Raw genomic sequence first — 20267 nt, 5'->3', positions numbered from 1 at the left:
CGCCCCCGGCCCTCCGGTGCTACATGACGAAATGATAGCGGCGAGCAAGAGGAAAGCGATAGCTGCGATTGTCTTGTGCGCGCGGATCATGGGACTTCTCCAAATTGAGACCGGAAAGAGCCTGACCGGCGAAACCTTCCGACTCCAAGTAAATCGGTGTTTGTTCCATGGTCGGACCTGCTGATACAGCTAAGCGGCGTAAGCATCTCTGTCCCCAATAGGCAATGTTATCAAAGCGACGCGCAAAAAGGTCTAGGGACAGCCAAGGACATCATGAACCTGTACTCGCCTTTTGGAAAGAGTAGAGGCAGGAATACATGTTCTGAAGACTTCCCTGTCGGATGCTGGCCTGCTGTGCTTCGGGACGAGCATGCGGCCGCCTATGTCGACGAGAAGACGGTTGAGGCGTTTCTCAGCCGTGTCGGCACGATCTGGCCCAAGCCGTTCATCGAAACCGGGACCGGCAAGGGCAGATTCAGAGCGTGGCGGAAGATCGACCTGGACAAGGCTATTGGCGGAAACGTCGAAAGCGAGCAGTGGGAGGTACTGTAATGGTGCCCATCGCTATGCCGCAATACACCTCGTTCAAGACGCTCGCTAATGGCTCGACGGGCTATTACTGGACGTGCCCCACGCTCTACCGGAAAGCCGGCTGCCCATATCGGAGCGCCGCGCTTGGCGTCAACCTATCCCAGAAAGAACTATACGAGGCACCAGGCGTGTGGAACGCTCGGCTGGAGGATGGGCGCCGGGAACGGTCTTCCGCGCGCGTGGAGCCAGATGTGAGCCGCTACGGCACTGTCGAATGGCTGATGAACGCCTACCTGAAACATTCGTCATTCCTCGAACGCGTCGCCGACTTCAGTAGGCCAGATTACAAGCGCGTGCTTGATCGCGTCTGCGATGTCGTTCTGAAGGCCGACATGACTGGAAACAGCGTGCGCGTCGGTGATGCGAAGGTTGGGCAGATCGGCGACAGCATGGCTTGCTGTCGAAACGGCCATTTTGTCTTCCCAAAACGGCACGCGCGCGAGGCCGGAATTTCCATGGCCATGACGATGCCCCATTTCCTGCCAATGATGGCATTTGAAACAAATTCTTGACTTGACTTCGATCCTCCTCCGGGACTCAATTATTTTCGGGAGGGTATAGGAGCTTGCGATGGATTGGGCTGCCCTCAAATCGAAGCACGTACATGCGGCATACGACGCCGAATCCCGGGATCTCTATGTAAAGTTCCCCGGTTCTCCGCCTGTGAAGCATGTGGATATTCCGTTGCACGTCTACCAGAACCTGCTGGAAACCGATGATCCGCACTTCTATTACAAATATTATATAGCGCCGTGTCGCGTATCACAGGGCCGTCGACAACCGGTCTCCGTGGTGTCCTATGCAGTGAAGCTCGTCATCCTCCTTGCCGCCTGCAGCCTGTTGTTGGCAACAGGTCTCGATCCGGACCATGGCGGGACTTTCGAGGAAAGCGAACTCAGATCGAACTAGATGTGCAGGCTGCACGCTCAGATCAATCACAGGGCTTGTGGCAACGCGGCTGGTTCCCGAGTTGAAATTGTCACTTCTGTTCTGAGAACGGTAGCGGCGATCGTTCCGCTCACGGTCGTTCCTCCCATCACGCTCGTTTCGGCCGTTAAAATTGCGATAGTTGCGAGGTCCGTTGTAGCTACCGCCTTGACCATGGTCGACCACACAGCCTTCGGGACGGCGACAGATGCCACGAGCGTCAAAGCCGCGGCTGTCGATGGCTTGGGCCTCGGCGGAAATGCCTGAGAGGACAGCTGCCGACAGGACGACAACAAAAAATGCCTTCATTTCCTCACCTGGACCATCGTGACGCAATTTTGGGCTTTACATTCCATAAACCACGAATGCGAAAAGCGATCCACTGTTCCACAAAACCCCTCCCGAGGTGGCCGTCAGTCAGCCGGGTTTCGCCGCCTGTGCCACCAGACAGCCAGCCGCCGCCGAAGCCGGCGTGCGAACGGCAGATCATGCGAGAGCACGAGGAAACCGAGCGGCAGCATCCAGAAGCCGAGAATGGGCAGGAAACCCAGTAATCCGCAGAAAATGAGGGCCACGCCGAGTGCCATCCGCGCGATGCGCGAGCGCGGCATGCCGATACTGAAGGAGCCGAGCACAAGCCTGCCGCTTGCATGATCAATGCCGAAGCGCCCTGCCCGTGCCTTGCGCTTTTCGCCGCTACCTGTCTCACTGCGATCATTCACGTTTGTCATTGCCCAGAGATGGGCGCAGGCAACCCAAATACAAGTTCATTTCATTTTTTTGAAAAAACCGCTTGGCAAATCGGGAAAGCGTTTGTATTAGCCCACTCACACCGCGCCAAGCAGTGATCCCTGGTAGCTCAGCGGTAGAGCATTCGACTGTTAATCGACAGGTCGCCGGTTCGAATCCGGCCCGGGGAGCCATTTTCAAGTAAGCGCCTGTTGTCGTTGATAAATCCGAAAGCAGGCGCTTTCTTTCCCATTCCCTTCCCGCTTTGTGGCACGATGAAAACCCGCCGGTTGGTGAGACCAACGGCGCGCTGATGATGGCTTCGGTGGTCACGGCGGACAACGCGCTTTTACGATGGATAGGCAACCGCTGGCCAAAAAACTGCCGGCGGTGTACAGCAAATGCCATGGCGCTAGATCCCGAAAAAGCATTCTTAGATTACAGTACGGCGGACTGCAGCGTGCAGTTCTGGACCGCCAATGCACCGGCGGTGCAATTCACCTCTTTGGAAGCCGCCGTCAGGTTCGCAAAAGACCATGGCGGCAGGTGGCAAGAGATCGAGATAACAGTCCATCTGCCGCGCGAGGACATCGCCTTCGCTACCGGAAAAGTGCATCAACTTATTGACGCTTTGCCCGGTGACCTGCGGAAAAAACGGTAGCGAAGTGAATTGGCAGTCAAATCAACCAGCCGGCTCGCTGCTGGTGTTGGCAACGGGAGGGCGAGTGGGATCGGGGTCGCCGGTGCCGGCCGGATCGCAGCGGATGGGGAAGGTTGACCGCACCAGTGAGCTGAGACGCCCTGACCGCTGCAGCACGTCGCAACAAGCGTTGCCGTGACCGGGGTGACCGATGCGGTGTGGTTTGTTAGACCTCAACCTCGATGACCATCATCAGGCCGCCGCCCCCTTCGGTTTCGGTATTGTTGTTGGTCGTGTGGTGCCCGATGTGGCAGTGAATGAGCCATTTGCCGGGATTGAGCGCCTTCCAGATAACGTCGTAGCGCTGTCCTGGGCCGACATTGACGGTGTCCGCCTGAAAGCGCGCTGTTGGCGAGAGATTGATGCCGTCACGGGCAACGACGGTAAATGGCCCACCATGAATGTGCATGGGATGGATGAAGCCATTGTTCGACCCGACAAAGCGCACCTTCAGGGTTTCGCCGACCTTCATTTTGATGGTGTCGGTCTCGGGATAGGCGCGGCCGTTGATGGTAAAGTAGTTGGGCTGCCCGCCATCCATCGGCATGGCTGGATAGGTGAGGCCCTCGCGCTTCAGCCATTCCTGCAAGAGAATGACATAGTCGCGGTCTGCGATCGTGGTCGGATCGGCTTGCGCCGGATCGATCATCAGCGCGCCATAGAGGCCCAGAGCCTGCTGCCGGTCGACGTGATCGTGCGAGTGATAGAAATATGAACCCGACTGCCCGGCAGTAAATTCGTAGACGTAGGTCTCGCCCGGATGGATCGGCGGTTGGGTAATTTCTGCCGGTCCGTCCATCTCGTTGGGAAGGACCAAACCGTGCCAATGCACTGACGTGCTTTCGGGCAGGCTGTTTTTCACGTTGATGCGGACGCGATCACCCTCACGGATCTGAAGCCGCGGACCGGGTAGCTGACCATTGAAAGTGTAGGCGTCGACCGTGATCCCCGGCAGAATCGTCCAGCGAACGACCTTGGTCTCCATGTCGAAGACCTTGACGCCGTCCTCGATGCGCGGTTCGAGCGCACGGTCGCCGCGCGTGTCGAGGCCATAGGTAGCGGTGATATAGCGCGGGTGGATCGCCGCCATATCCAGCATCGCTTCGGCCGAAGTGTCGCGATCCATGATCATGCCCGGCGGCATGATGGCACCCCCGACATCGCGCGCACTCAAAGTCATATTGACCCAGTTGGCAGGGGCGACCATGCCGAACAGCAACAACATCAGTGAAATGCCGCCAACCGCGGCGAGCTGCGGCACAGGCGCATCCGGGACCATGTCGTGGCCGGAACCGTGGCCATCATGATGACGAGCGCTCCCGTGACGTGGCGACCGCGGAGCTTCCATCGCCGCGTGTTGCTGGTTTTCCTTGTGCTCATGCGCTGGCACCGCGGGCTCCGAACGGTTTTCGCGCGCATGCTTGGCATGATCCGAATCGCCGCGATCGGTCATCAGACCGTGCTTGAGACCACGGGCGACCATCCAGACATTGGACGGGTAGGCAAGCGCGAACCCGGCCATGACGCCCAGCGACATGACGCCCCAGAATAGGAGTTCGGTCGGTTCCATGGCGCGCATATCGCGGCCCATCATCAGGAAGCTCATGACGGGCGCCATGCCAGCCATCATGAAATTCATGGAGATGAACTCAGGCAGGAAGGACTTTCGTACGTTCTCCCAGTAGGTGCCGCCCATCATGTTCTTCATGAAGAGGGCCTGGAAGATGAAGAGGCCGACCGCGAACCCGGCGATGTACTCGACGATCAGGTCGAGCCACATTGGCAGACCCATTAGCGCGACGATCACCGCGGCGATGATAATGCCGGTGGCATCTCCCGCCACACAGTGGATCGTGGAGCCGATGCCCTGCTTCCACAGCGGTTTGACGAAGTCCTCGTGCGTGCCCGGCCATGGCTCCTTGTCGGCGAGCACATAGATCAGCAACCCGAAGGGACCGAGGTAGAGCGTGACGAGGATGAAGCCCCACTTCATCACCACCGGTTCGGGATTGTTGGTGTACTGGTCCCAGGCAACGTACAAGGTGGACGCAAGGGCAAGTGCAAACCAAACAAGCAGAAAGTAATCAATTGGCTGAATGAGCATCGTTCCGCCTTTGATAATATTGGCAGTTGATTTGGAGCGGGCGCCGCCGCCGGCAAGGGCGACGCCGTCAAGACAAACGCTTCAATTAGAAAATCGCGCCGTGTAGCCGAGGTCGTTCACGGCATCGGCAAACCGGGCTGCCGGTCGCTCGCCCTCCGCCGTTGCGTTACTTGATCGATTTCTCAGGTCGGCGGAACGGTCCAGGAACGTCAGGCGTTCGGTCTCAACAGCAACTCACGGCATGGGAGCGACATCATGCGCATCGTCATCGTCGGCGCTGGTATTGCAGGTTTGGCTGTGGCAAGGGGTCTCAGCCTCATCGGCCACGAGGTCGAAATCTATGAACAGGCGGCGGAGTTAAAGCCGATCGGTGCGGGCCTGAGCCTCAGCGCCAATGCGTTGCGCGCCTTGCGCACGCTCGGTCTCTATGATGCCGTGCTCGCCGAGGCGCAGCGCATTGACCGCATCGATCTGTTGGATCAGAGGGGTGACGTGCTGCAGATGACGGACTTGGCTGCCCTCAGCCAGCGCTATGGCCATCTCAGCATGGTGGTGCTTCATCGCGGCCGCTTGCACCACGCCCTGTTATCGGCGTTGCCTCAATCAGCCATTCGCCTCGGCATGGAATGCGTGGGCGCACGAACGCATGAGGCCGGTGCCGTACTGAGGTTTGCAAATGGCCATACCGTCGAAGCCGACCTCGTGCTTGCCTGCGATGGCGTCCATTCCGCCGTACGCAAGGCGGTATTCCCCAAAGCGCGTGAGCGTTTCGCGCGCTATACGTGCTGGCGCGCAATCTCGCCTGGAATACCGGCGGGATTTGATCCGACCCGCCTCTCGGAGAGTTGGGGCGCTGCCGGCAAACGTATCGGCCTGGCCGCCATTCCGGGCGAACGGATTTACTGGTTCGCGTGCTGCGGCGCCCGCAGAATCAAGGATCCTGACTTGGCCAAGATTGGGCTCACCGAACTCCAGGGCATGTTTGCCGAATTCCACGATCCTGTTCCGGAGGTGCTAGCCAGCACCTCTTCAGACGCCGTGATCTGGACTGACATCGAGGATCTCGACCCCATGCCGTCCTTCACGCATGGCAGAATTGTCCTGCTCGGCGATGCTGCTCATGCCGTGACGCCCGATCTCGGACAGGGCGCGGGCTTGTCGATAGAGGATGCAGCGGTACTCGCATCGCTTCTCGGCCGCCTTCCGATCGATGAGACCCTGCACGAATACGATGCCCGGCGCGTCGGTCGCGCGCATCGCCTCGCCTCCGGGTCCCGCCTCTACGCAAAGGTGGCCCAGTGGCAAAATCCACTCGTTGTTCCACTTCGCAATCGAGTGGTGAAGAGTATCCCGGAGCGCTTCATGGATCGCCAACTCGACGCGGTCCTCGACATCGATTTCGAGCCGGTGCAGGCTGCGGCCTAAACAGATCGTACAACGGTGCGCAAGGTATTGCGACAACGACAGGCTGGTCTGGAGGCGATCAGCCGCCCCTGGGTGTTCTGATTAAGACACCCAATATACCCGCTTAATTCCGTTTTCGCCGGAACTCTCGCAGCCGGCAGCTGTTTTGCATCCAGGCAACGAAACGGAGGAAAATCATGACTTCCAAACATCCCAAGTCAACTCGCCCTACCGATGCAGATCTCGAGCGAGATCCGGGTATCGGACAATCGAAGGGGCTGCATCGTGACACTGGCGCCGACGATATTGCCGGGCAGAACACTGAAGAAGGCGATGTGGCCAACGACACCAACCGATTTGGCGGCATAAACCCGAAACAGCGCGGTCGCGCGAACAAGTAGAAAAGATCCATGACGGACGATTCCGCCATCGCGCACTGAACAACCACGAGAGCAGGCATGCTCGATAAAACCACCGGCTGGCGCGCTTATTGCGGGTCGCCAACCGGCGAAATAGCCCGCCGGTGCCACGCCGATTTCGCGCTCCAGGAACCTGAGCGCTGAAGCGTCCGGACAGCGCATGCTTGTACCGACAAACAGACGCCGGCCCCTAGTAGCTGCATGAACGGCCGTCGCCGGGTCGGAATCCATCCGCACAGGCCGGGTTCATTGAATCGCCCGGCTGATATCCTGATGCTGAGCCATATGAATTTGGTGGTGTCGAGCAGGCCGAGGTCATGGCGGCAAGGCTGATTGCCGCGGCTGCTACAAATGCCTGAAATCTGTTCATCTATGCTTCTCCAGTTTTCGACGCGATGAGAGCCCTCTCCCCTTCGGAATGCCGGGAGAAATTTTCCCAGAACTCATCTGCTCCCAGATATCTTGAGCCTCAACATATAGGCGCGCTCCTCGGTTGGCGTTAGCTCCGAATGTGCAAGATTCTCTTCGACCTTCGTAGGCTCTGCAACGGCAACCGGGGCTCTCGAACTGTTTCCGTTTAAACGCGACGGAAACTCCGCTTCGGCCACTCTTGACTCGCGAACCGAACGGAACATAATAGCAACATCGGCTTAGTGGCCGCCAATCTGAAAACTTGCGGTGGAAACTCTGAAGGAGAGCGAGGTCGTGCGTCCGCAGATAGCTGAAAAACTGGCAGAAGAAGCGCTGAGAGGAGAAGTCGACGCAGTTGTCGCCTTGCACGATGGGGACATCCGCGCCGCCATTACGACATTGCTGCTGGATTGCCGTCACCTGCGGCTTCAGCTTGCTCTTGCGGAAAGAGGGATGAACTGCGGCATGACACGTAGATGGACACCGACTGTCGAACGGGCATGAAACATCGCCGCAGTATTGAGCTCGCACCCCCTGATAGCCATGCAGTCGAAATCGAAAAGGAAACGCTGTCGACCCTGCCGCGGTGGTATATCATCCATGCTCGTTGCCGCAGATGCCTTCACGAAACATCTATCGACCGGCAGGAAATTGCCCGGCGCTACGGCGGTGACCTGTCTCTCGCCAAGCTCGCCAGGCGCCTCAAATGTCAAGGATGCGGCAACCGGTCCGACAATGTGCTGTTACTTCAGAAGCTGCCGCGCGATTGAAGGAGATTGCGCCAGATCGTGTCGGGTTTCGGCTGAACCCGCGCGGGCAAGCCGGCCCACGTGAGCGGCTCAGCCGCTGCTGAAGCAGCCCAGCTTGGCGCACAACCCAGATAGAAGCCGCTCGGGAACAAACGCCGTGGATAAAAGTTGAGTGGCATCAACCACGTAACGTCAGTTTCTGACAGGAGGTCTCTCATGGGTCGCGGTATTCTGCTTTGGCTGCTTGGTGTTCCACTGCCGATAATCATCCTTCTTGCTCTGTTTATGCGATAGGAACAGATCATGTCGGTTTCAATGACAGGTTCCGGGGAGATTGCTACCCCGGTTGAATCCTCCAATTCCGCCATGACATGGGGGCCGATCTTCGGGGGCGCCGCTGCGGCCATCGGAGTGACCCTCATACTTTTGCTCCTTGGGTCCGGGGTCGGGTTGACGATGGTATCGCCCTGGTCGGGGCAAAGCAGTTCACTCGGCACGGTCGGGGTGACGGCGGCGATCTGGCTCGTTGTCGTGCAATGGCTGTCCTCCGGGCTCGGAGGCTATATCACCGGCCGGCTGCGCACGAAGTGGGCAGCCGTGCACACCGACGAGGTGTTCTTCCGCGATACCGCGCATGGCTTCATCAGCTGGGCGCTGGCGACGATCTTCGTTGCCGGATTTCTAGCGTCGTCGCTGACCTCGCTTGCCGGTGCGGGGGCACAAGCCGTGGGTTCGGCCGCCACCGCCGCAGGTACGGCGGCAGCGTCGACGGCATCGACCGCAGATCTGCCCACCGCCTATTTTACCGACGCTTTGCTGCGTCCTGAACAGGCCCGCGCAGGAGCAACATCCGATGATACTGCTGCAACGGCTGAGGTTTCTCGCATCCTCCTCAACGGTGCTGCCGCCGGCCAGATCCCGGATGACGACAAGGCCTATCTGGCCACCATCGTCTCTGCTCGCACCGGTCTTTCCGAGGCCGATGCACGCACCCGCGTCGACACTGTGCTGAAGCGCATCGACGACGCCAAAGTCGCCGCTCAGAAAGCTGCTGATGAGGCACGCAAGGCTGCCTCCACCACGGCATTGCTCGGCGCGTTGTCACTTCTGATCGGGGCTTTCATCGCTGCTGCCGCCGCTGCCTTTGGCGGGTCGCAACGCGACGAAGAGGAAGACCTCCTCGTCACGCCCCGGATCTAACGCCCAAGGCTCAGGGTCAACGGAAATGGGGCGCGGGGTCGAAAGGCCCCGCGCCCCTTTTATGCGGGCCCATCCCAGGCTCTGCTGCGGTTGGATGATCGTGCGCTGCAAGGCTTTTTCCCATGGCGGTTTATTTCGCATCGGACGGAACATGTCGCCGTTGGGGAGCTTCGGTTAGGTCAAATCTTTTCCGGAGAATCTACATGGCCAAGAAGACCTCCCAAACCTCGCCCTCGGACAACGCAACGATCCATGATCAAAAACTGCACCGGGGTGCAGGCGGCGAGCTTCATCAGTTTGCCGAAGACGGCAAACCGGTGCTGACCACAGCTCAGGGCGGACCCGTCTCAGACGATCAGAATACGCTTCGTCTCGGTGCCCGCGGCCCCGCCCTCATCGATGATTTCCATTTTCGCGAGAAGATCTTTCATTTCGATCACGAGCGCATCCCCGAGCGGGTCGTCCATGCGCGCGGTTACGGCGCCCATGGCTATTTCGAAACATATGAATCGCTGGCCGCCTATACCCGGGCCGATCTTTTCCAGCGGCCCGGCGAAAAGACGCCGGCCTTCGTTCGGTTTTCGACCGTTGCCGGCAGCAAGGGTTCCTTCGATCTGGCGCGCGACGTGCGTGGTTTCGCGGTCAAGATCTATACGCAGCAGGGGAATTGGGACCTCGTCGGCAATAATATCCCGGTCTTCTTCATTCAGGACGCGATCAAGTTTCCCGACGTCATCCATTCTGTAAAGCCGGAGCCCAACAAGGAATTTCCGCAGGCGCAGTCGGCGCATGACAATTTCTGGGACTTCATCAGCCTCACGCCCGAAAGCATGCACATGATCATGTGGGTGATGTCGGACCGCGCTATCCCGCGATCGTTCCGTTTCATGGAGGGTTTCGGCGTTCACACCTTCCGCTTCGTCAACGCAGCGGATGAATCGACCTTCGTCAAATTTCACTGGAAACCGAAACTCGGCCTGCAATCCGTCGCCTGGAACGAGGCAGTCAAGATCAATGGTGCGGATCCGGATTTCCATCGCCGCGACCTCTGGCAGGCGATACAGTCGGGAAACTTTCCGGAATGGGAACTCTGCGTGCAGCTTTTCGATCAGGATTTCGCCGACACGTTCGACTTCGACGTCCTCGATCCGACGAAGATCATTCCCGAGGAGATCCTTCCAGTCAAACCGATCGGCCGTCTCGTGCTCGACCGAATGCCCGACAACTTTTTTGCGGAGACCGAACAGGTCGCCTTCATGACGCAGAACGTGCCCCCTGGCATCGACTTCAGCAACGATCCCCTTCTGCAGGGACGGAACTTCTCCTATCTCGACACGCAGCTGAAACGTCTGGGCGGTCCGAATTTCACGCATCTGCCGATCAACGCGCCGAAGTGTCCCCTCCACAATTTTCAGCAGGATGGTCATATGGCGATGCGCAATCCCGTCGGCCGCGTCAATTACCAGCCGAACTCGTGGAATGACGGGCCGCGGGAATCGCCGGTTCAAGGCTACCGCCACTTCTCTGCCAAAGAACAGGGTGCCAAGGTTCGGCTGCGGCCGGAAAGCTTTGCCGATCATTACAGCCAGGCCAGGCAATTCTACATCAGCCAGACTCCACCGGAACAACGCCATATCGCCGCGGCGCTGACCTTCGAACTGAGCAAGGTCGAAACGCCGGTCATTCGTGAGCGCATGGTCTCGCATCTGATGAACATCGATGAGACCCTTGCCAGCAAGGTCGGCCACGCACTCGGCTTCAAATCGATGCCGAAACCTGCCGATGCCGCCATGCCGACGCGGCAGGATCTCGAGCCGTCGCCGGCGCTCAGCATCGTCGAGCGCGGTCCGAAGCGGTTCGAAGGACGCAAGCTCGGCATTCTTGTCAGCGAAGGCACCGATGCCGCGATCTTCAAGGCGCTGCTTGCCGAAATCACCGAGCAGAAGGCAGCATTCGAAGTGATCGCGCCAAAGATCGGCGGCGTGACACTCTCGGACGGCAATTGGATCGAGGCGCATCAGATGATCGACGGCGGACCATCGGTACTTTACGACGCCGTCGCCCTCCTCCCCTCAGCCGAGGGAACCGGCGATCTGCTAAAGGAGGCAACGGCCCGCGATTTTGTGGCGGACGCCTTCGTGCACTGCAAGTTCATCGGCTATGTGGAAACAGCGCTGCCACTGATGCAGAAGGCCGGAATTGCTGATTCCCTGGATGAGGGCGTGATTGCGCTCGTAGCGGCGGAGGATGTTCGGGCTTTCATCAAGGCGATCGGCAAACTGCGTGTCTGGGGTCGGGAGCCATCGGTCAAATTGAATTGACCGTTTTGTCGTCATGTCCGATGAGAATGGCTAGTCGTCTGAATAAAACCCGCGGAAACGCGGGTTTTACGCTGTCTGCGGTGCCCTATTTACTGGGCCAGGTGATGGAAGCTACTCCATCTTCGGTTTTACGCGCTGTGGAGAGCCGTATGCGCTGGCGCTTTCGACAAATCTCTGACTTGGCCGTCCTATGCGCAGGCCATTGTGTGGTCCCTGTCACGCTGATCGCGTTCGCAGTCATTTGGGCGGCAGTGGGTCTCAGATTTTCCTTCCCACGGCAGTGGTTTCTGCTGACCAATATGGTCGGTAACCTCATCGTATTTTTTATTTTGCTGCTGGTGCAGCACTCCCAAAACCGGGACATGAGGGCGCTCCATGCCAAGCTCGACGAACTGATCCGATCGAGCAAGGCAGGAAACCACTGGATTGCGGCTGAGAAGAAAGATGCCGATGCAATAGAGGGAATGCGCCAGCAACACCACGGCCAAACCTCAGAGACTGCGACCTAAAGCGCGTGGCAATCTTTCAGATTCGCTCCTCGCGCTTTAGGTCTTTGTTTTACGCATGTCGTTGCCGCAAAAACGCTGCACAGTTTTGCGCGACATGCCTTAGGCGGACGCTGCCTCTGCGGCAGATTTCTCATCCGCCTTGTCCTCGACGCATTCGGCTTTTTCGGCAAGGGTCTTGCTCATTTCCCTGAGTTCGCCCTCGTCCAGCTTTTCGATGCCGACAAACTTGTTGGCCGCCTGGCTCGTCAGGATGAGTTCGTCAAGTTTGGCCTGCAGAGCCTTGCCGTCACGGTTCTGGCTGTTCTGCAACACAAACACCATCAGGAAGGTGATGATGGTTGTGGTGGTATTGATCACGAGCTGCCAGGTTTCCGAATAGCCGAAAAAGGGGCCGGAAACCGCCCAGACAAGCACGAGCGCCAAAGCCGCTACGAAGGTGAACGGCTTTCCCGAGAGATCGGCGACGGCGGTCGCAAAGGAAGAGAAGAAGTTGGATTTGTTCGACATCTGAAAAGCCTCGTTGGGTCGCAGCGTCAACGCTGTCAATCGACAACATCAACTCCACATCCCGGCCGAAGTTCCTCGTGCCGCCGATGTCAATCCAGTAGTCGGACGCCCAACAGTTTGCACCAGGGAAAAACATTGTGCACCGCAACCTTTTCGTAGACTGACGCGTTTAGTTCAGCATCACCGCCATCCCGGCTGCTGATTGGCGGAGACTTTCATGAGATCTATGTCAGACACTCTCGCACGCCTTGCTGCGCTGCGAGGAACCCTTCGCGCCCAACCCGCGCAGGACAACCCCGACCTCATCGCCTTGGAAAGGTTTGGCTCGAACCCGGGCGCTTTGGGAGGTTATACCTATCTGCCGTCAAAGCGCGGGAAAAACATGGCCCTGGTCGTTGTCCTGCACGGCTGCACCCAGACTGCCGCCGGATATGATATCGGGTCCGGGTGGTCGCGACTGGCCGAGGATTACGGCTTCGCGCTGCTGTTTCCCGAGCAACGACGGGCAAACAATCCAAACCTCTGCTTCAATTGGTTTAACCCGGAGGACATCCGCCGGGATCACGGCGAGGTCTTTTCCATTCGCCAGATGATCGCAAAGGTCGTTGCGGAACACGGTATCGACGGCAGGCGCGTGTTCGTGACCGGACTTTCGGCCGGCGGTGCGATGGCCGCCGCCATGCTCGCCACCTATCCCGAGGTCTTTGCCGGCGGCGCAATCATTGCAGGCCTGCCATATGCCAGTGCCGCAACCATTCCCGAGGCGTTCGACCGAATGCGCGGCCACGGCGGCCCGACCGTCAGAGAGCTTCAACAGCGGTTGAGAAATGCTTCAGAGCACAAAGGACCGTGGCCGACATTATCGATCTGGCAGGGAAGCGCAGACAGAACCGTCGTGCCATCCAACGCAAATACGATCGTCGAGCAATGGAGACATGTCCACGGCGTCGACGCATTGCCGGGGCACGTTGAAGATATCGGACGACATCAGCGAAAGGTCTGGACCGACGCTCATGGTGTCGATGTGATCGAGCTCTATACGATTGCCGGGATGGGTCACGGCACGCCGCTCGATATCGGCACCAGCTTCGGGGCAAGCGGCCCTTTCATGCTTGACGTCGGAATTTCATCGACCGTCGAAATTGCCAGGTTCTGGGGTCTGGTGCCCTCATTTGAAAAACGGGGCGATGCAAAAGCCTCTGCTGCACAACCCGAAAACGTCGCAGGCCCATTCGGCGCGGACAGCGACCGAGGCGGCATTCAGAAAATCATTGAAGACGCCCTTCGGTCCGCCGGACTGATGCGGTAATCGCAAAGACAATACGCCGACCCACTGGAGCCGCGAGATCGCCGCTATCGGTTCTGAGACTTGGGCAGTGGTCCGTTTTGGTGGCTGAAGACCAGTTCGCTTTGGACATCTTGCTGAAACTGCAGCACCCGCTGACCGACATCGCTCTCCGGCATCCCTGCCGCCAGAAGCTGATCGGCAAGCCTGCGGCATTCGGCCTTCCAGAATTCTATCGCATCTGCGCCATGCCGCCGGCCGAGTTCACGCGCGCAGCGCTCAACATTGGCAGTTCCGGTTCCAGCGAGAAAGGCGATAATCTTGCCTTCATTGGCGCCGGCAGGCCGGCGGGTCATTTCAGTAGCCATCGAACACAGGTTCCTTTGATCCTGTTCGTTGTCTACGGGACTATGGTTAATGCTTTCTATTTGCTGCAGTAAGAAGATCAATCAGGTGGAAATTTAGCGGGCCGCAATGTCACCAGACAATCGGATGGGTTTTGCCGGTGAGCACGTTCACGAACCCCTCCGGCGCCAGCGCCGACGGCGCGACCAGGACCCAGCGCCAGGGTGAGCAGGTCAGGGTCGCAAACGACAGGCGTTCGGGAAAGCCCGGCCACCACCGAGGCGAAAAGCTCGGCTCGTACATCCAGTCGATGCCGGCGCCGGCGGCATAAAGAGCCTGCATTTCCGCATTGAGGACTTCGGCCGAACGTGCCGTCATCAGGCCGCCGACCTCGTAGCGGACGCGGGCGAGAATCTTGCCGCCGGATACCAGCACCCAGCCGCCCTGCTGCTCGTTCAGGGCATTGACTGATATCGCCATCGCCTCGTCCGATGAGCCGACCGTCCAGATATTGTGCTTGTCGTGCCCGAGCGTGGAGGCGAGCGCCGTCTCCGGCGTGCGCGGTCCGGTGCCCAGCCAGAACATCCTGGAGACCTTGGCCTCCCCGGAAAACCGGTCGACAATCGAGAATTTGGTGACATTGCGCGCGGGATCCCGCTGCACGGCGCCATCCTCCACCGGCAACTCCATGGTGATGAAATCGTCGTGCCAGTGAAACGGCCGCAAAAGTGCAGCGTTGACCGTGGCCCGGTTCGGCGGCGCCTCGATGCGGAAATCGTCTGATGTCACCGTCCTGTCTATTTTCACGGTGCGCGTCGCCCATTGCGGCCAGTCGATTTCAGGGCGCACGCCGATGAATGTCGCACCTTCGGACACAGGACGCCCGTCCGCCCACACTTTTTCGATCGACAGGCTGGCGACGTCGCTGAGAAGAACGAAATCGGCGAAACGGCCCGGCGCGATCGATCCGACCCACGGTGTCAGCCGCATGTGGCGCGCCGGATTGAGGGTGACGCACTGGATGGCGATCTCCGGCGCAAGGCCGTTTTCAATGGCGAGCCGGACATTGTGGTCGGTCGCACCGATTTTCAGCGTGTCCGAGGCGCTGCGGTCGTCGGTCACCAGGGCGATCTGCGACCAGTCCGTCAGCCCCTTGTCGATCAGCCCTCGGATGACCTCCGGCAGGGAATGCGGCCTGAGCTCGATGAAAAGACCGTGGAGAAGCTTCTGCCAGATCTCATCGAGAAACCAGCCTTCGTGATCGGAGGCGAGACCTGCTGCGGCAAAGGCATTGATCGAGGCCATGTCGCGCAGTCCGGCACCGTGGCCTTCGACCACGCCGCGCTGCTCGAAGGTCGCGCCGATCATGCCCCAAAGCCGATCGTAGGAAGGATTGCCGGGATCGGATATGGACGGCCAGTCCATGACCTCGTCGAGCCCGGCGACCATCAGGCTTTCGGAAAGGAAGGCCTTCTGTTCGTCGTAGCCGAACCAGCCGCCACCCCACTCGTAAGCGGTCGGCGGGACGGCTGAGCCAGGCAGGGGAAAGATTTTCATCGGCGATCCGCGCCGGCGCGCTTCCAGCCAGAATTCCAGATTGCGGGCGCCGTTGACGTTGGAAAATTCGTGGCTCGCCTCGCATGTCCAGGTCACGCCATGCGGCATCACCAAAGCCGCCTCCCATTCGGGGGTCAGATGGGAGCTTTCGATATGTTTGTGCGCCTCGCCGAAGCCCGGCACGGCTGCAAGATCCGGCTCGGAGAAGCGCTCGTTCACCTCGCCTGCGTAACTGCCGGCGGGGCCGACATAGGCGATGCGGCGGCCCTTGATGACGATCTCCTGATCCTCGAGCCATGTCCTCGAATGGACATCGAGCAACCTGCCGACCCGCAACAGCCTGTCGGCGGGCCGGCGTCCGAGCGCCGTCAGCACGAGATCCTGGCGCGTCAGCACCTCGTCGGACGCGTTGATCAGCAGATCGTCGGGAAGGGCAGTGCACGAAGTGGCCATGGATGAAATGCCCGTGAGAAGCTGGAACCGCCGGACCGTAAAGACCACAGGCCGATGTGTAAAGCGATGCTCCGGTCTTGGAAAATTCTTCGCACAAGAGCGTATTTGCTCAATTATTGAGCTTGCGACCCGATCGATCAAAAAATAGTATCCCCCAAATCCTGGGGGTATCATCCCGATTGCCAACGCCGCTTTTCAGAGAAGGACATTGCTCATGAAGGCCAGATGTTTTGCCCGAATCCTGTCTCTCGCGCTGCTTGCCGCCGTCGGCAACACCGCAGCGGCACATGCGCAATCGAAGACGCTGACTATCTCCTGGTGGGGCTATAATGGCGAGAAGATGAATGCGAACATCATCACGCCGTTCAAGAAGATCTGCGGCTGCGAGATCGTGTTCGAAACCGGCAACAATGCCGACCGGCTCAACAAACTGAAATTGCGCGACGGCAAGGGCGTCGATGTCATCTATCTCACCGACAGCTTCTCGCAGCTCGGCATCGAACAGGGACTGTTCCAGGAGATCGATGCGTCGACGATCCCCAATCTCGCGGATATCTACGAGCTGGGCAAGGCGCCTCAGGGCAAATACGGCCCCGCCTATACGATCGGTCGCGTCGGCATCGTCTATGATTCCGCCAAGGTCAACCCGCCGATCACTGCCTGGGGCGACCTGTGGCGCGACGATCTGAAAAGCTCCGTCTCCTTGCCCGGAATCACCACTACGGCCGGTCCGCTGGTCGTTCTGGAAGCCGGCAAGCATGGTGGCGCCGATGCCTATGAAGACACCGACAAGGCCTTCTCGGAAATCGAGGCACTCAAGCCCAATGTCGTCAAGAACTACAACACCGGCTCGGAGCTGGTGAACCTGATATCAACAGGCGAAGTGCGCGTTGCGCTGGCCCAGGACTTTACCCTGGCATCGATGCAGGCGGCCGTTCCGACGATGACATGGGCCAAGCTTACGGACGGCGATATCGCCACGCTGAACACCGTGAACATCCCGAAGGGTTCGGAAAATGTCGAACTCGCCCATCAGTTCATCAACTTCATCCTGTCCAAGGACGTCCAGCAGGCTGAAGCCGAACAAGGCGTCGATGCGCCGATCTCGATGAAGGTCAGCCTGACGCCGGACCAGGCGAAGATCTGGACCTATGGCCCGGATATGGTGGCGGGCCTTACCCGCATCGACTATGCCAAGATGAACGCTGCCAAGGCCGACTGGATCGATCGCTGGAACGAAGTCTTCGGTCAGTAAGCTGCGCGATATCCCGGCCTGAGGCCGGTTCATTGCCAGTCCTGGGCCAGACCTGGAAGTGCCGCACATCCGAATCCGAGATGCGGCGCTCCTGATATCAGGACATGCCACGAGTTTTAAGATGAAGCATTTTGCCAGATGGGGATTGACGATGCCGGCGACGATTGCCGTCGTTGTGCTTCTCGTCATTCCCGTCGCCATCACCATCGCCGCGACGTTTGCCGAGCCGAAGGGCGTGTTTGCGCCCTATGTGACATTCTTCAACAGCGGCTTTCGCCGGGCGGTTCTTTATCGGACGCTGGAGGTCGCCCTGGTCACGACGGCGATTTCGCTGACCGTCGGTTTCATCACCGCCTATGTGATCGCGCAGATGCCCGGTCGTGCGAAGAGCATCATGATCATCGCGGCGGTCTTTCCGCTGCTGACCGGTGTCGTCGTCCGATCCTTCGCATGGCTGATCATTCTCGGAAAGAACGGCATTCTGAACGCCATGCTGATCTCGACCGGCGTCCTCAGTGAACCGCTTTCGATGCTCTATACCGAAGGTTCGGTGATCGTTGCCATGGTCTACCTCTTCGTTCCCCTGATGATCCTGACGCTCGTCGGGGTGCTTGAAGGCATCCCGCGCGATCTGATCGATGCCGCCGCCTCGCTCGGCGCGAAACCGCTGATGACATTCTTTCAGGTGATCCTGCCGCTTGCGACACCCGGCCTCATCGTCGGCGCGGTCCTGGTCTTCACCGGCAGCTTCACCTCCTATGCGACACCGCAACTGCTCGGCGGAGAAAAGCAGATGATGATGGGGACCTTCCTCTACCAGCGCGCCATGGTGACCTTCGATTGGGTCGGAGCATCGACGATCGCCGCCATCATGGTGATGCTGACGCTCGGCGTCGTCCTCATCATGAGCCGCATCGCACGCCGGCTCAATCCGATGGCGGTGTGATGGAGAGGCGCGTTCACCCGATCCTCGCCGCCTTTGCGGCCTGCGTTTTCTTCTTCCTGCTCGCACCGCTGGTCATCATCATCGGTGCGGCCGTCAGCGACACGACCTACCTGACCTTCCCGCCGCAGGGCCTGACATTGCGGTGGTTCGTCAATATCTTCCAGATCGAGGCCTTCCGCACGACCGCGATCACCAGCCTGCAGGTCGCCTTTCTCGGCACGGCGCTCTCCCTGCTGATCGGCGTCCCGGCCGCCTATGCAATCAATCGCTATCGGGTGGAATTGCCGCGCTGGCTGTCCACCATCTTCGTACTGCCGATTCTGGTGCCGGAGATCGTCTTCGGATTCTCGCTGATGAAATCGGTGACGATCGGCTTCGGGCTGCCGATCTTCATCAGCCTGCTGGTCGGCCACGCCCTGCTGATCCTGCCCTATTCGGTGCGTATCGTCGGCGCCAGCCTGGCGGCCTTCGATTTTTCCGTCGAGGAGGCGGCGATCAGCCTCGGTTGCCCGCCGCTGAGAACCTTCCTGACCGTGGTCCTGCCGAACATCCGCGCCGGGGTCATTGCCGCCTTCATCCTCGCCTTCATCACCTCGATCAACGACGTGTCGGTTTCGGTCTTCCTGACCGGGCCGGGCATCTCGACGCTGCCGATCCAGATCCTTGCGCATATGGAACAGTTCTTCGATCCGACGATCGCATCGGTCTCGGTGCTGCTGATGTTCGTGACAGTCGGCGTCATGGCCGTCGTCGAGGCCACGCTCGGCCTCACCTTCCTGACAAAGTAGAACGCTCTTGACCGTATCCCTCACCATCGATTCCATCTCCGCCCATTACGGCAGCACGCAGGTGCTCAAGGATCTGTCGATCTCAATCATGGCCGGGGAACTGGTCTCCTTGCTCGGCTCCAGCGGCTGCGGCAAGACGACGACATTGCGCCTCGTGGCCGGTTTTCTGCAGCCGAGCAGCGGCAGCATCAAGCTCGGCGAGCGCGACCTGACCGGCCTTCCCGCACATGCGCGCGACATCGGCCTGGTCTTTCAGAACTACGCGCTTTTTCCTCACCTGAGCGTGCAGGACAATGTCGCCTTCGGCCTGAGGCAGCGTCGTATTCCCCTGCCGGAACGGACGAAAAGAACGATGGCCATGCTGGAGCGTGTCGGTCTTGCCGCCCTCGCCGACCGCATGCCGTCGGCTCTGTCAGGCGGCCAGAAACAGCGTGTGGCGCTCGCCCGGGCCCTGGTCATCGAGCCGCCGCTTCTGATGTTCGACGAGCCGCTGTCCAATCTGGATGCAAAGCTCAGAATCGACATGCGCGTCGAAATCAGGCAGCTCCAGCGCGCCAATGGCACGACATCGCTTTACGTCACCCACGACCAGGAGGAGGCATTCTCGATCTCCGACAGGGTGGCGATCATGAATGCCGGGCGCATCATGCAGCTCGACGCGCCTGAGGTGCTGTATCGCCAGCCGGCCAACGCTTTCGTCGCCCGCTTCGTCGGATTCGAGAACCTGATCCGCATGAAGGTGACCACGCGCAACGGCGCGCTTGTAACCGCCGAAACGACGGGCGGAGCCCGCCTGCAGCTGTCGCAGGACACATTCGGGCCGATCAAGGACGACTTCGTGCTGGCCTGCCGCGCAGACGGTCTTGCCGTCAGCCGTGACGGCGATGGCATCGCGGCCGTGCTCGGCACGCGCACCTATCTCGGCCGGGCCTATCAGTACAAATGCATGACATCAGCGGGAGAGATCACCGCCAATGGGGCGCTGTCCGATCCGCTGGAAACGGGAGCGTCCGCGGTGCTGACGCCTCTAGCAGAGCAATGCTGCATCCTAGATCCGGAAGATTGAA

Annotated in this window: 22 protein-coding genes, 1 tRNA gene and 1 pseudogene; 16 read left to right on the top strand and 8 right to left on the bottom strand. The window is 59.5% G+C overall.

Annotated features, from left to right (window positions below; translation table 11 throughout):
- Positions 1-19: 19 nt before the first annotated feature.
- Complete coding sequence (locus HFO99_RS20475; RefSeq protein WP_222363209.1) at positions 20-169, bottom strand: hypothetical protein; 150 nt, start codon at positions 167-169, stop codon at positions 20-22.
- A 185-nt stretch (positions 170-354) separates the two neighbouring features.
- On the opposite strand from HFO99_RS20475, the gene HFO99_RS20470 reads away from it, so the two are divergent.
- The 3 genes from HFO99_RS20470 to HFO99_RS20460 are packed head-to-tail and all read left to right on the top strand — an operon-like array spanning position 355 to position 1500.
- Positions 355-552: a hypothetical protein gene (locus HFO99_RS20470; RefSeq protein WP_131707002.1), complete on the top strand. Its 198-nt coding sequence runs from the start codon at positions 355-357 to the stop codon at positions 550-552.
- A complete protein-coding gene (locus HFO99_RS20465; protein ID WP_222363208.1) occupies positions 552-1103 on the top strand; it encodes a hypothetical protein in 552 nt (183 codons plus the stop codon). The genes HFO99_RS20470 and HFO99_RS20465 overlap by 1 nt, the downstream gene beginning before the upstream one ends.
- A gap of 58 nt (positions 1104-1161) precedes the next feature.
- Entirely contained in the window at positions 1162-1500 is a 339-nt protein-coding gene (locus tag HFO99_RS20460) for a KTSC domain-containing protein (RefSeq protein ID WP_222335886.1), read from the top strand.
- Here HFO99_RS20460 and HFO99_RS33490 read toward each other — a convergent pair.
- Positions 1498-1827 (bottom strand): annotated as a pseudogene (locus HFO99_RS33490) (hypothetical protein); the annotation flags it as partial. The gene HFO99_RS20460 and the pseudogene HFO99_RS33490 overlap by 3 nt on opposite strands.
- 104 nt (positions 1828-1931) lie before the next feature.
- The gene (locus HFO99_RS20455; protein ID WP_222302291.1) at positions 1932-2249 is read right to left on the bottom strand and encodes a hypothetical protein; all 318 of its coding nucleotides are present in this window, start codon (positions 2247-2249) and stop codon (positions 1932-1934) included.
- Positions 2250-2366: 117 nt separating this feature from the next.
- On the opposite strand from HFO99_RS20455, the gene HFO99_RS20450 reads away from it, so the two are divergent.
- Both HFO99_RS20450 and HFO99_RS20445 read left to right on the top strand, forming a co-directional pair.
- A tRNA-Asn gene (locus tag HFO99_RS20450) sits at positions 2367-2441 on the top strand.
- 212 nt (positions 2442-2653) lie between these two features.
- Entirely contained in the window at positions 2654-2908 is a 255-nt protein-coding gene (locus tag HFO99_RS20445; protein WP_017964029.1) for a hypothetical protein, read from the top strand.
- Positions 2909-3113: 205 nt separating this feature from the next.
- On the opposite strand, the gene HFO99_RS20440 is transcribed toward HFO99_RS20445, so the two are convergent.
- Complete coding sequence (locus HFO99_RS20440) at positions 3114-5051, bottom strand: DUF4396 domain-containing protein (protein WP_222363207.1); 1938 nt, start codon at positions 5049-5051, stop codon at positions 3114-3116.
- A 255-nt stretch (positions 5052-5306) separates the two neighbouring features.
- Between HFO99_RS20440 and HFO99_RS20435 the strand changes: the two genes are divergently transcribed.
- Both HFO99_RS20435 and HFO99_RS20430 read left to right on the top strand, forming a co-directional pair.
- Positions 5307-6476 (top strand): FAD-dependent monooxygenase, encoded by a 1170-nt coding sequence (locus HFO99_RS20435; protein ID WP_222363206.1) that lies wholly within the window; start codon positions 5307-5309, stop codon positions 6474-6476.
- Between the two features lie 176 nt (positions 6477-6652).
- Positions 6653-6856 (top strand): hypothetical protein, encoded by a 204-nt coding sequence (locus HFO99_RS20430; protein WP_168281720.1) that lies wholly within the window; start codon positions 6653-6655, stop codon positions 6854-6856.
- 208 nt (positions 6857-7064) lie between these two features.
- On the opposite strand, the gene HFO99_RS33485 is transcribed toward HFO99_RS20430, so the two are convergent.
- Positions 7065-7244: a hypothetical protein gene (locus tag HFO99_RS33485; protein ID WP_020049667.1), complete on the bottom strand. Its 180-nt coding sequence runs from the start codon at positions 7242-7244 to the stop codon at positions 7065-7067.
- Between the two features lie 308 nt (positions 7245-7552).
- On the opposite strand from HFO99_RS33485, the gene HFO99_RS20425 reads away from it, so the two are divergent.
- From HFO99_RS20425 to HFO99_RS20410, 4 genes are all read left to right on the top strand, one after another.
- Entirely contained in the window at positions 7553-7789 is a 237-nt protein-coding gene (locus HFO99_RS20425) for a hypothetical protein (protein ID WP_222363205.1), read from the top strand.
- A gap of 548 nt (positions 7790-8337) precedes the next feature.
- Entirely contained in the window at positions 8338-9234 is an 897-nt protein-coding gene (locus tag HFO99_RS20420) for a hypothetical protein (protein ID WP_222252814.1), read from the top strand.
- Between the two features lie 203 nt (positions 9235-9437).
- Positions 9438-11555: a catalase gene (locus HFO99_RS20415; protein ID WP_222363204.1), complete on the top strand. Its 2118-nt coding sequence runs from the start codon at positions 9438-9440 to the stop codon at positions 11553-11555.
- A gap of 149 nt (positions 11556-11704) precedes the next feature.
- Complete coding sequence (locus HFO99_RS20410) at positions 11705-12064, top strand: low affinity iron permease family protein (protein ID WP_222363405.1); 360 nt, start codon at positions 11705-11707, stop codon at positions 12062-12064.
- Positions 12065-12163: 99 nt separating this feature from the next.
- Here the strand turns inward: HFO99_RS20410 and HFO99_RS20405 are convergent, their stop codons facing one another.
- Positions 12164-12571, bottom strand: coding sequence for a low affinity iron permease family protein (locus HFO99_RS20405; RefSeq protein ID WP_018073353.1), 408 nt, complete (start codon positions 12569-12571; stop codon positions 12164-12166).
- 217 nt (positions 12572-12788) lie between these two features.
- Between HFO99_RS20405 and HFO99_RS20400 the strand changes: the two genes are divergently transcribed.
- A complete protein-coding gene (locus tag HFO99_RS20400; protein WP_222363403.1) occupies positions 12789-13880 on the top strand; it encodes an alpha/beta hydrolase family esterase in 1092 nt (363 codons plus the stop codon).
- A 44-nt stretch (positions 13881-13924) separates the two neighbouring features.
- On the opposite strand, the gene HFO99_RS20395 is transcribed toward HFO99_RS20400, so the two are convergent.
- Together HFO99_RS20395 and HFO99_RS20390 are read right to left on the bottom strand one after the other, a co-directional pair.
- The gene (locus HFO99_RS20395; protein WP_222363203.1) at positions 13925-14224 is read right to left on the bottom strand and encodes a DUF6074 family protein; all 300 of its coding nucleotides are present in this window, start codon (positions 14222-14224) and stop codon (positions 13925-13927) included.
- Between the two features lie 109 nt (positions 14225-14333).
- Positions 14334-16352, bottom strand: coding sequence for an adenine deaminase (locus tag HFO99_RS20390; protein ID WP_261323242.1), 2019 nt, complete (start codon positions 16350-16352; stop codon positions 14334-14336).
- Positions 16353-16425: 73 nt separating this feature from the next.
- On the opposite strand from HFO99_RS20390, the gene HFO99_RS20385 reads away from it, so the two are divergent.
- From HFO99_RS20385 to HFO99_RS20370, 4 genes are all read left to right on the top strand, one after another.
- Entirely contained in the window at positions 16426-17466 is a 1041-nt protein-coding gene (locus tag HFO99_RS20385) for a PotD/PotF family extracellular solute-binding protein (protein ID WP_222363201.1), read from the top strand.
- A 121-nt stretch (positions 17467-17587) separates the two neighbouring features.
- The gene (locus HFO99_RS20380; protein ID WP_222363200.1) at positions 17588-18412 is read left to right on the top strand and encodes an ABC transporter permease; all 825 of its coding nucleotides are present in this window, start codon (positions 17588-17590) and stop codon (positions 18410-18412) included.
- Positions 18409-19200, top strand: a complete 792-nt coding sequence (locus HFO99_RS20375; RefSeq protein WP_222363199.1) for an ABC transporter permease — start codon at positions 18409-18411, stop codon at positions 19198-19200. Before HFO99_RS20380 ends, HFO99_RS20375 begins: the two co-directional genes overlap by 4 nt.
- A gap of 7 nt (positions 19201-19207) precedes the next feature.
- Complete coding sequence (locus tag HFO99_RS20370; RefSeq protein ID WP_222302308.1) at positions 19208-20266, top strand: ABC transporter ATP-binding protein; 1059 nt, start codon at positions 19208-19210, stop codon at positions 20264-20266.
- Position 20267: the final 1 nt, after the last annotated feature.

Source organism: Rhizobium leguminosarum (assembly GCF_019798305.1).
GTDB classification, from domain to species: Bacteria; Pseudomonadota; Alphaproteobacteria; order Rhizobiales; family Rhizobiaceae; genus Rhizobium; species Rhizobium leguminosarum_U.
Note: the sequence above shows the minus strand (reverse complement) of the source record. Positions and strands in the feature narration are given on the sequence as shown.

Bases quoted from the DNA above. Each gene is read 5' to 3' on its own strand.
- HFO99_RS20475 (WP_222363209.1), bottom strand. From the start codon at position 169: ATGGAACAAACACCGATTTACTTGGAGTCGGAAGGTTTCGCCGGTCAG.
- HFO99_RS20465 (WP_222363208.1), top strand. From the start codon at position 552: ATGGTGCCCATCGCTATGCCGCAATACACCTCGTTCAAGACGCTCGCT.
- HFO99_RS20460 (WP_222335886.1), top strand. From the start codon at position 1,162: ATGGATTGGGCTGCCCTCAAATCGAAGCACGTACATGCGGCATACGAC.
- HFO99_RS20455 (WP_222302291.1), bottom strand. From the start codon at position 2,249: ATGACAAACGTGAATGATCGCAGTGAGACAGGTAGCGGCGAAAAGCGC.
- HFO99_RS20445 (WP_017964029.1), top strand. From the start codon at position 2,654: ATGGCGCTAGATCCCGAAAAAGCATTCTTAGATTACAGTACGGCGGAC.
- HFO99_RS20440 (WP_222363207.1), bottom strand. From the start codon at position 5,051: ATGCTCATTCAGCCAATTGATTACTTTCTGCTTGTTTGGTTTGCACTT.
- HFO99_RS20435 (WP_222363206.1), top strand. From the start codon at position 5,307: ATGCGCATCGTCATCGTCGGCGCTGGTATTGCAGGTTTGGCTGTGGCA.
- HFO99_RS20430 (WP_168281720.1), top strand. From the start codon at position 6,653: ATGACTTCCAAACATCCCAAGTCAACTCGCCCTACCGATGCAGATCTC.
- HFO99_RS33485 (WP_020049667.1), bottom strand. From the start codon at position 7,244: ATGAACAGATTTCAGGCATTTGTAGCAGCCGCGGCAATCAGCCTTGCC.
- HFO99_RS20420 (WP_222252814.1), top strand. From the start codon at position 8,338: ATGTCGGTTTCAATGACAGGTTCCGGGGAGATTGCTACCCCGGTTGAA.
- HFO99_RS20415 (WP_222363204.1), top strand. From the start codon at position 9,438: ATGGCCAAGAAGACCTCCCAAACCTCGCCCTCGGACAACGCAACGATC.
- HFO99_RS20410 (WP_222363405.1), top strand. From the start codon at position 11,705: ATGCGCTGGCGCTTTCGACAAATCTCTGACTTGGCCGTCCTATGCGCA.
- HFO99_RS20405 (WP_018073353.1), bottom strand. From the start codon at position 12,571: ATGTCGAACAAATCCAACTTCTTCTCTTCCTTTGCGACCGCCGTCGCC.
- HFO99_RS20400 (WP_222363403.1), top strand. From the start codon at position 12,789: ATGAGATCTATGTCAGACACTCTCGCACGCCTTGCTGCGCTGCGAGGA.
- HFO99_RS20395 (WP_222363203.1), bottom strand. From the start codon at position 14,224: ATGGCTACTGAAATGACCCGCCGGCCTGCCGGCGCCAATGAAGGCAAG.
- HFO99_RS20385 (WP_222363201.1), top strand. From the start codon at position 16,426: ATGAAGGCCAGATGTTTTGCCCGAATCCTGTCTCTCGCGCTGCTTGCC.
- HFO99_RS20380 (WP_222363200.1), top strand. From the start codon at position 17,588: ATGAAGCATTTTGCCAGATGGGGATTGACGATGCCGGCGACGATTGCC.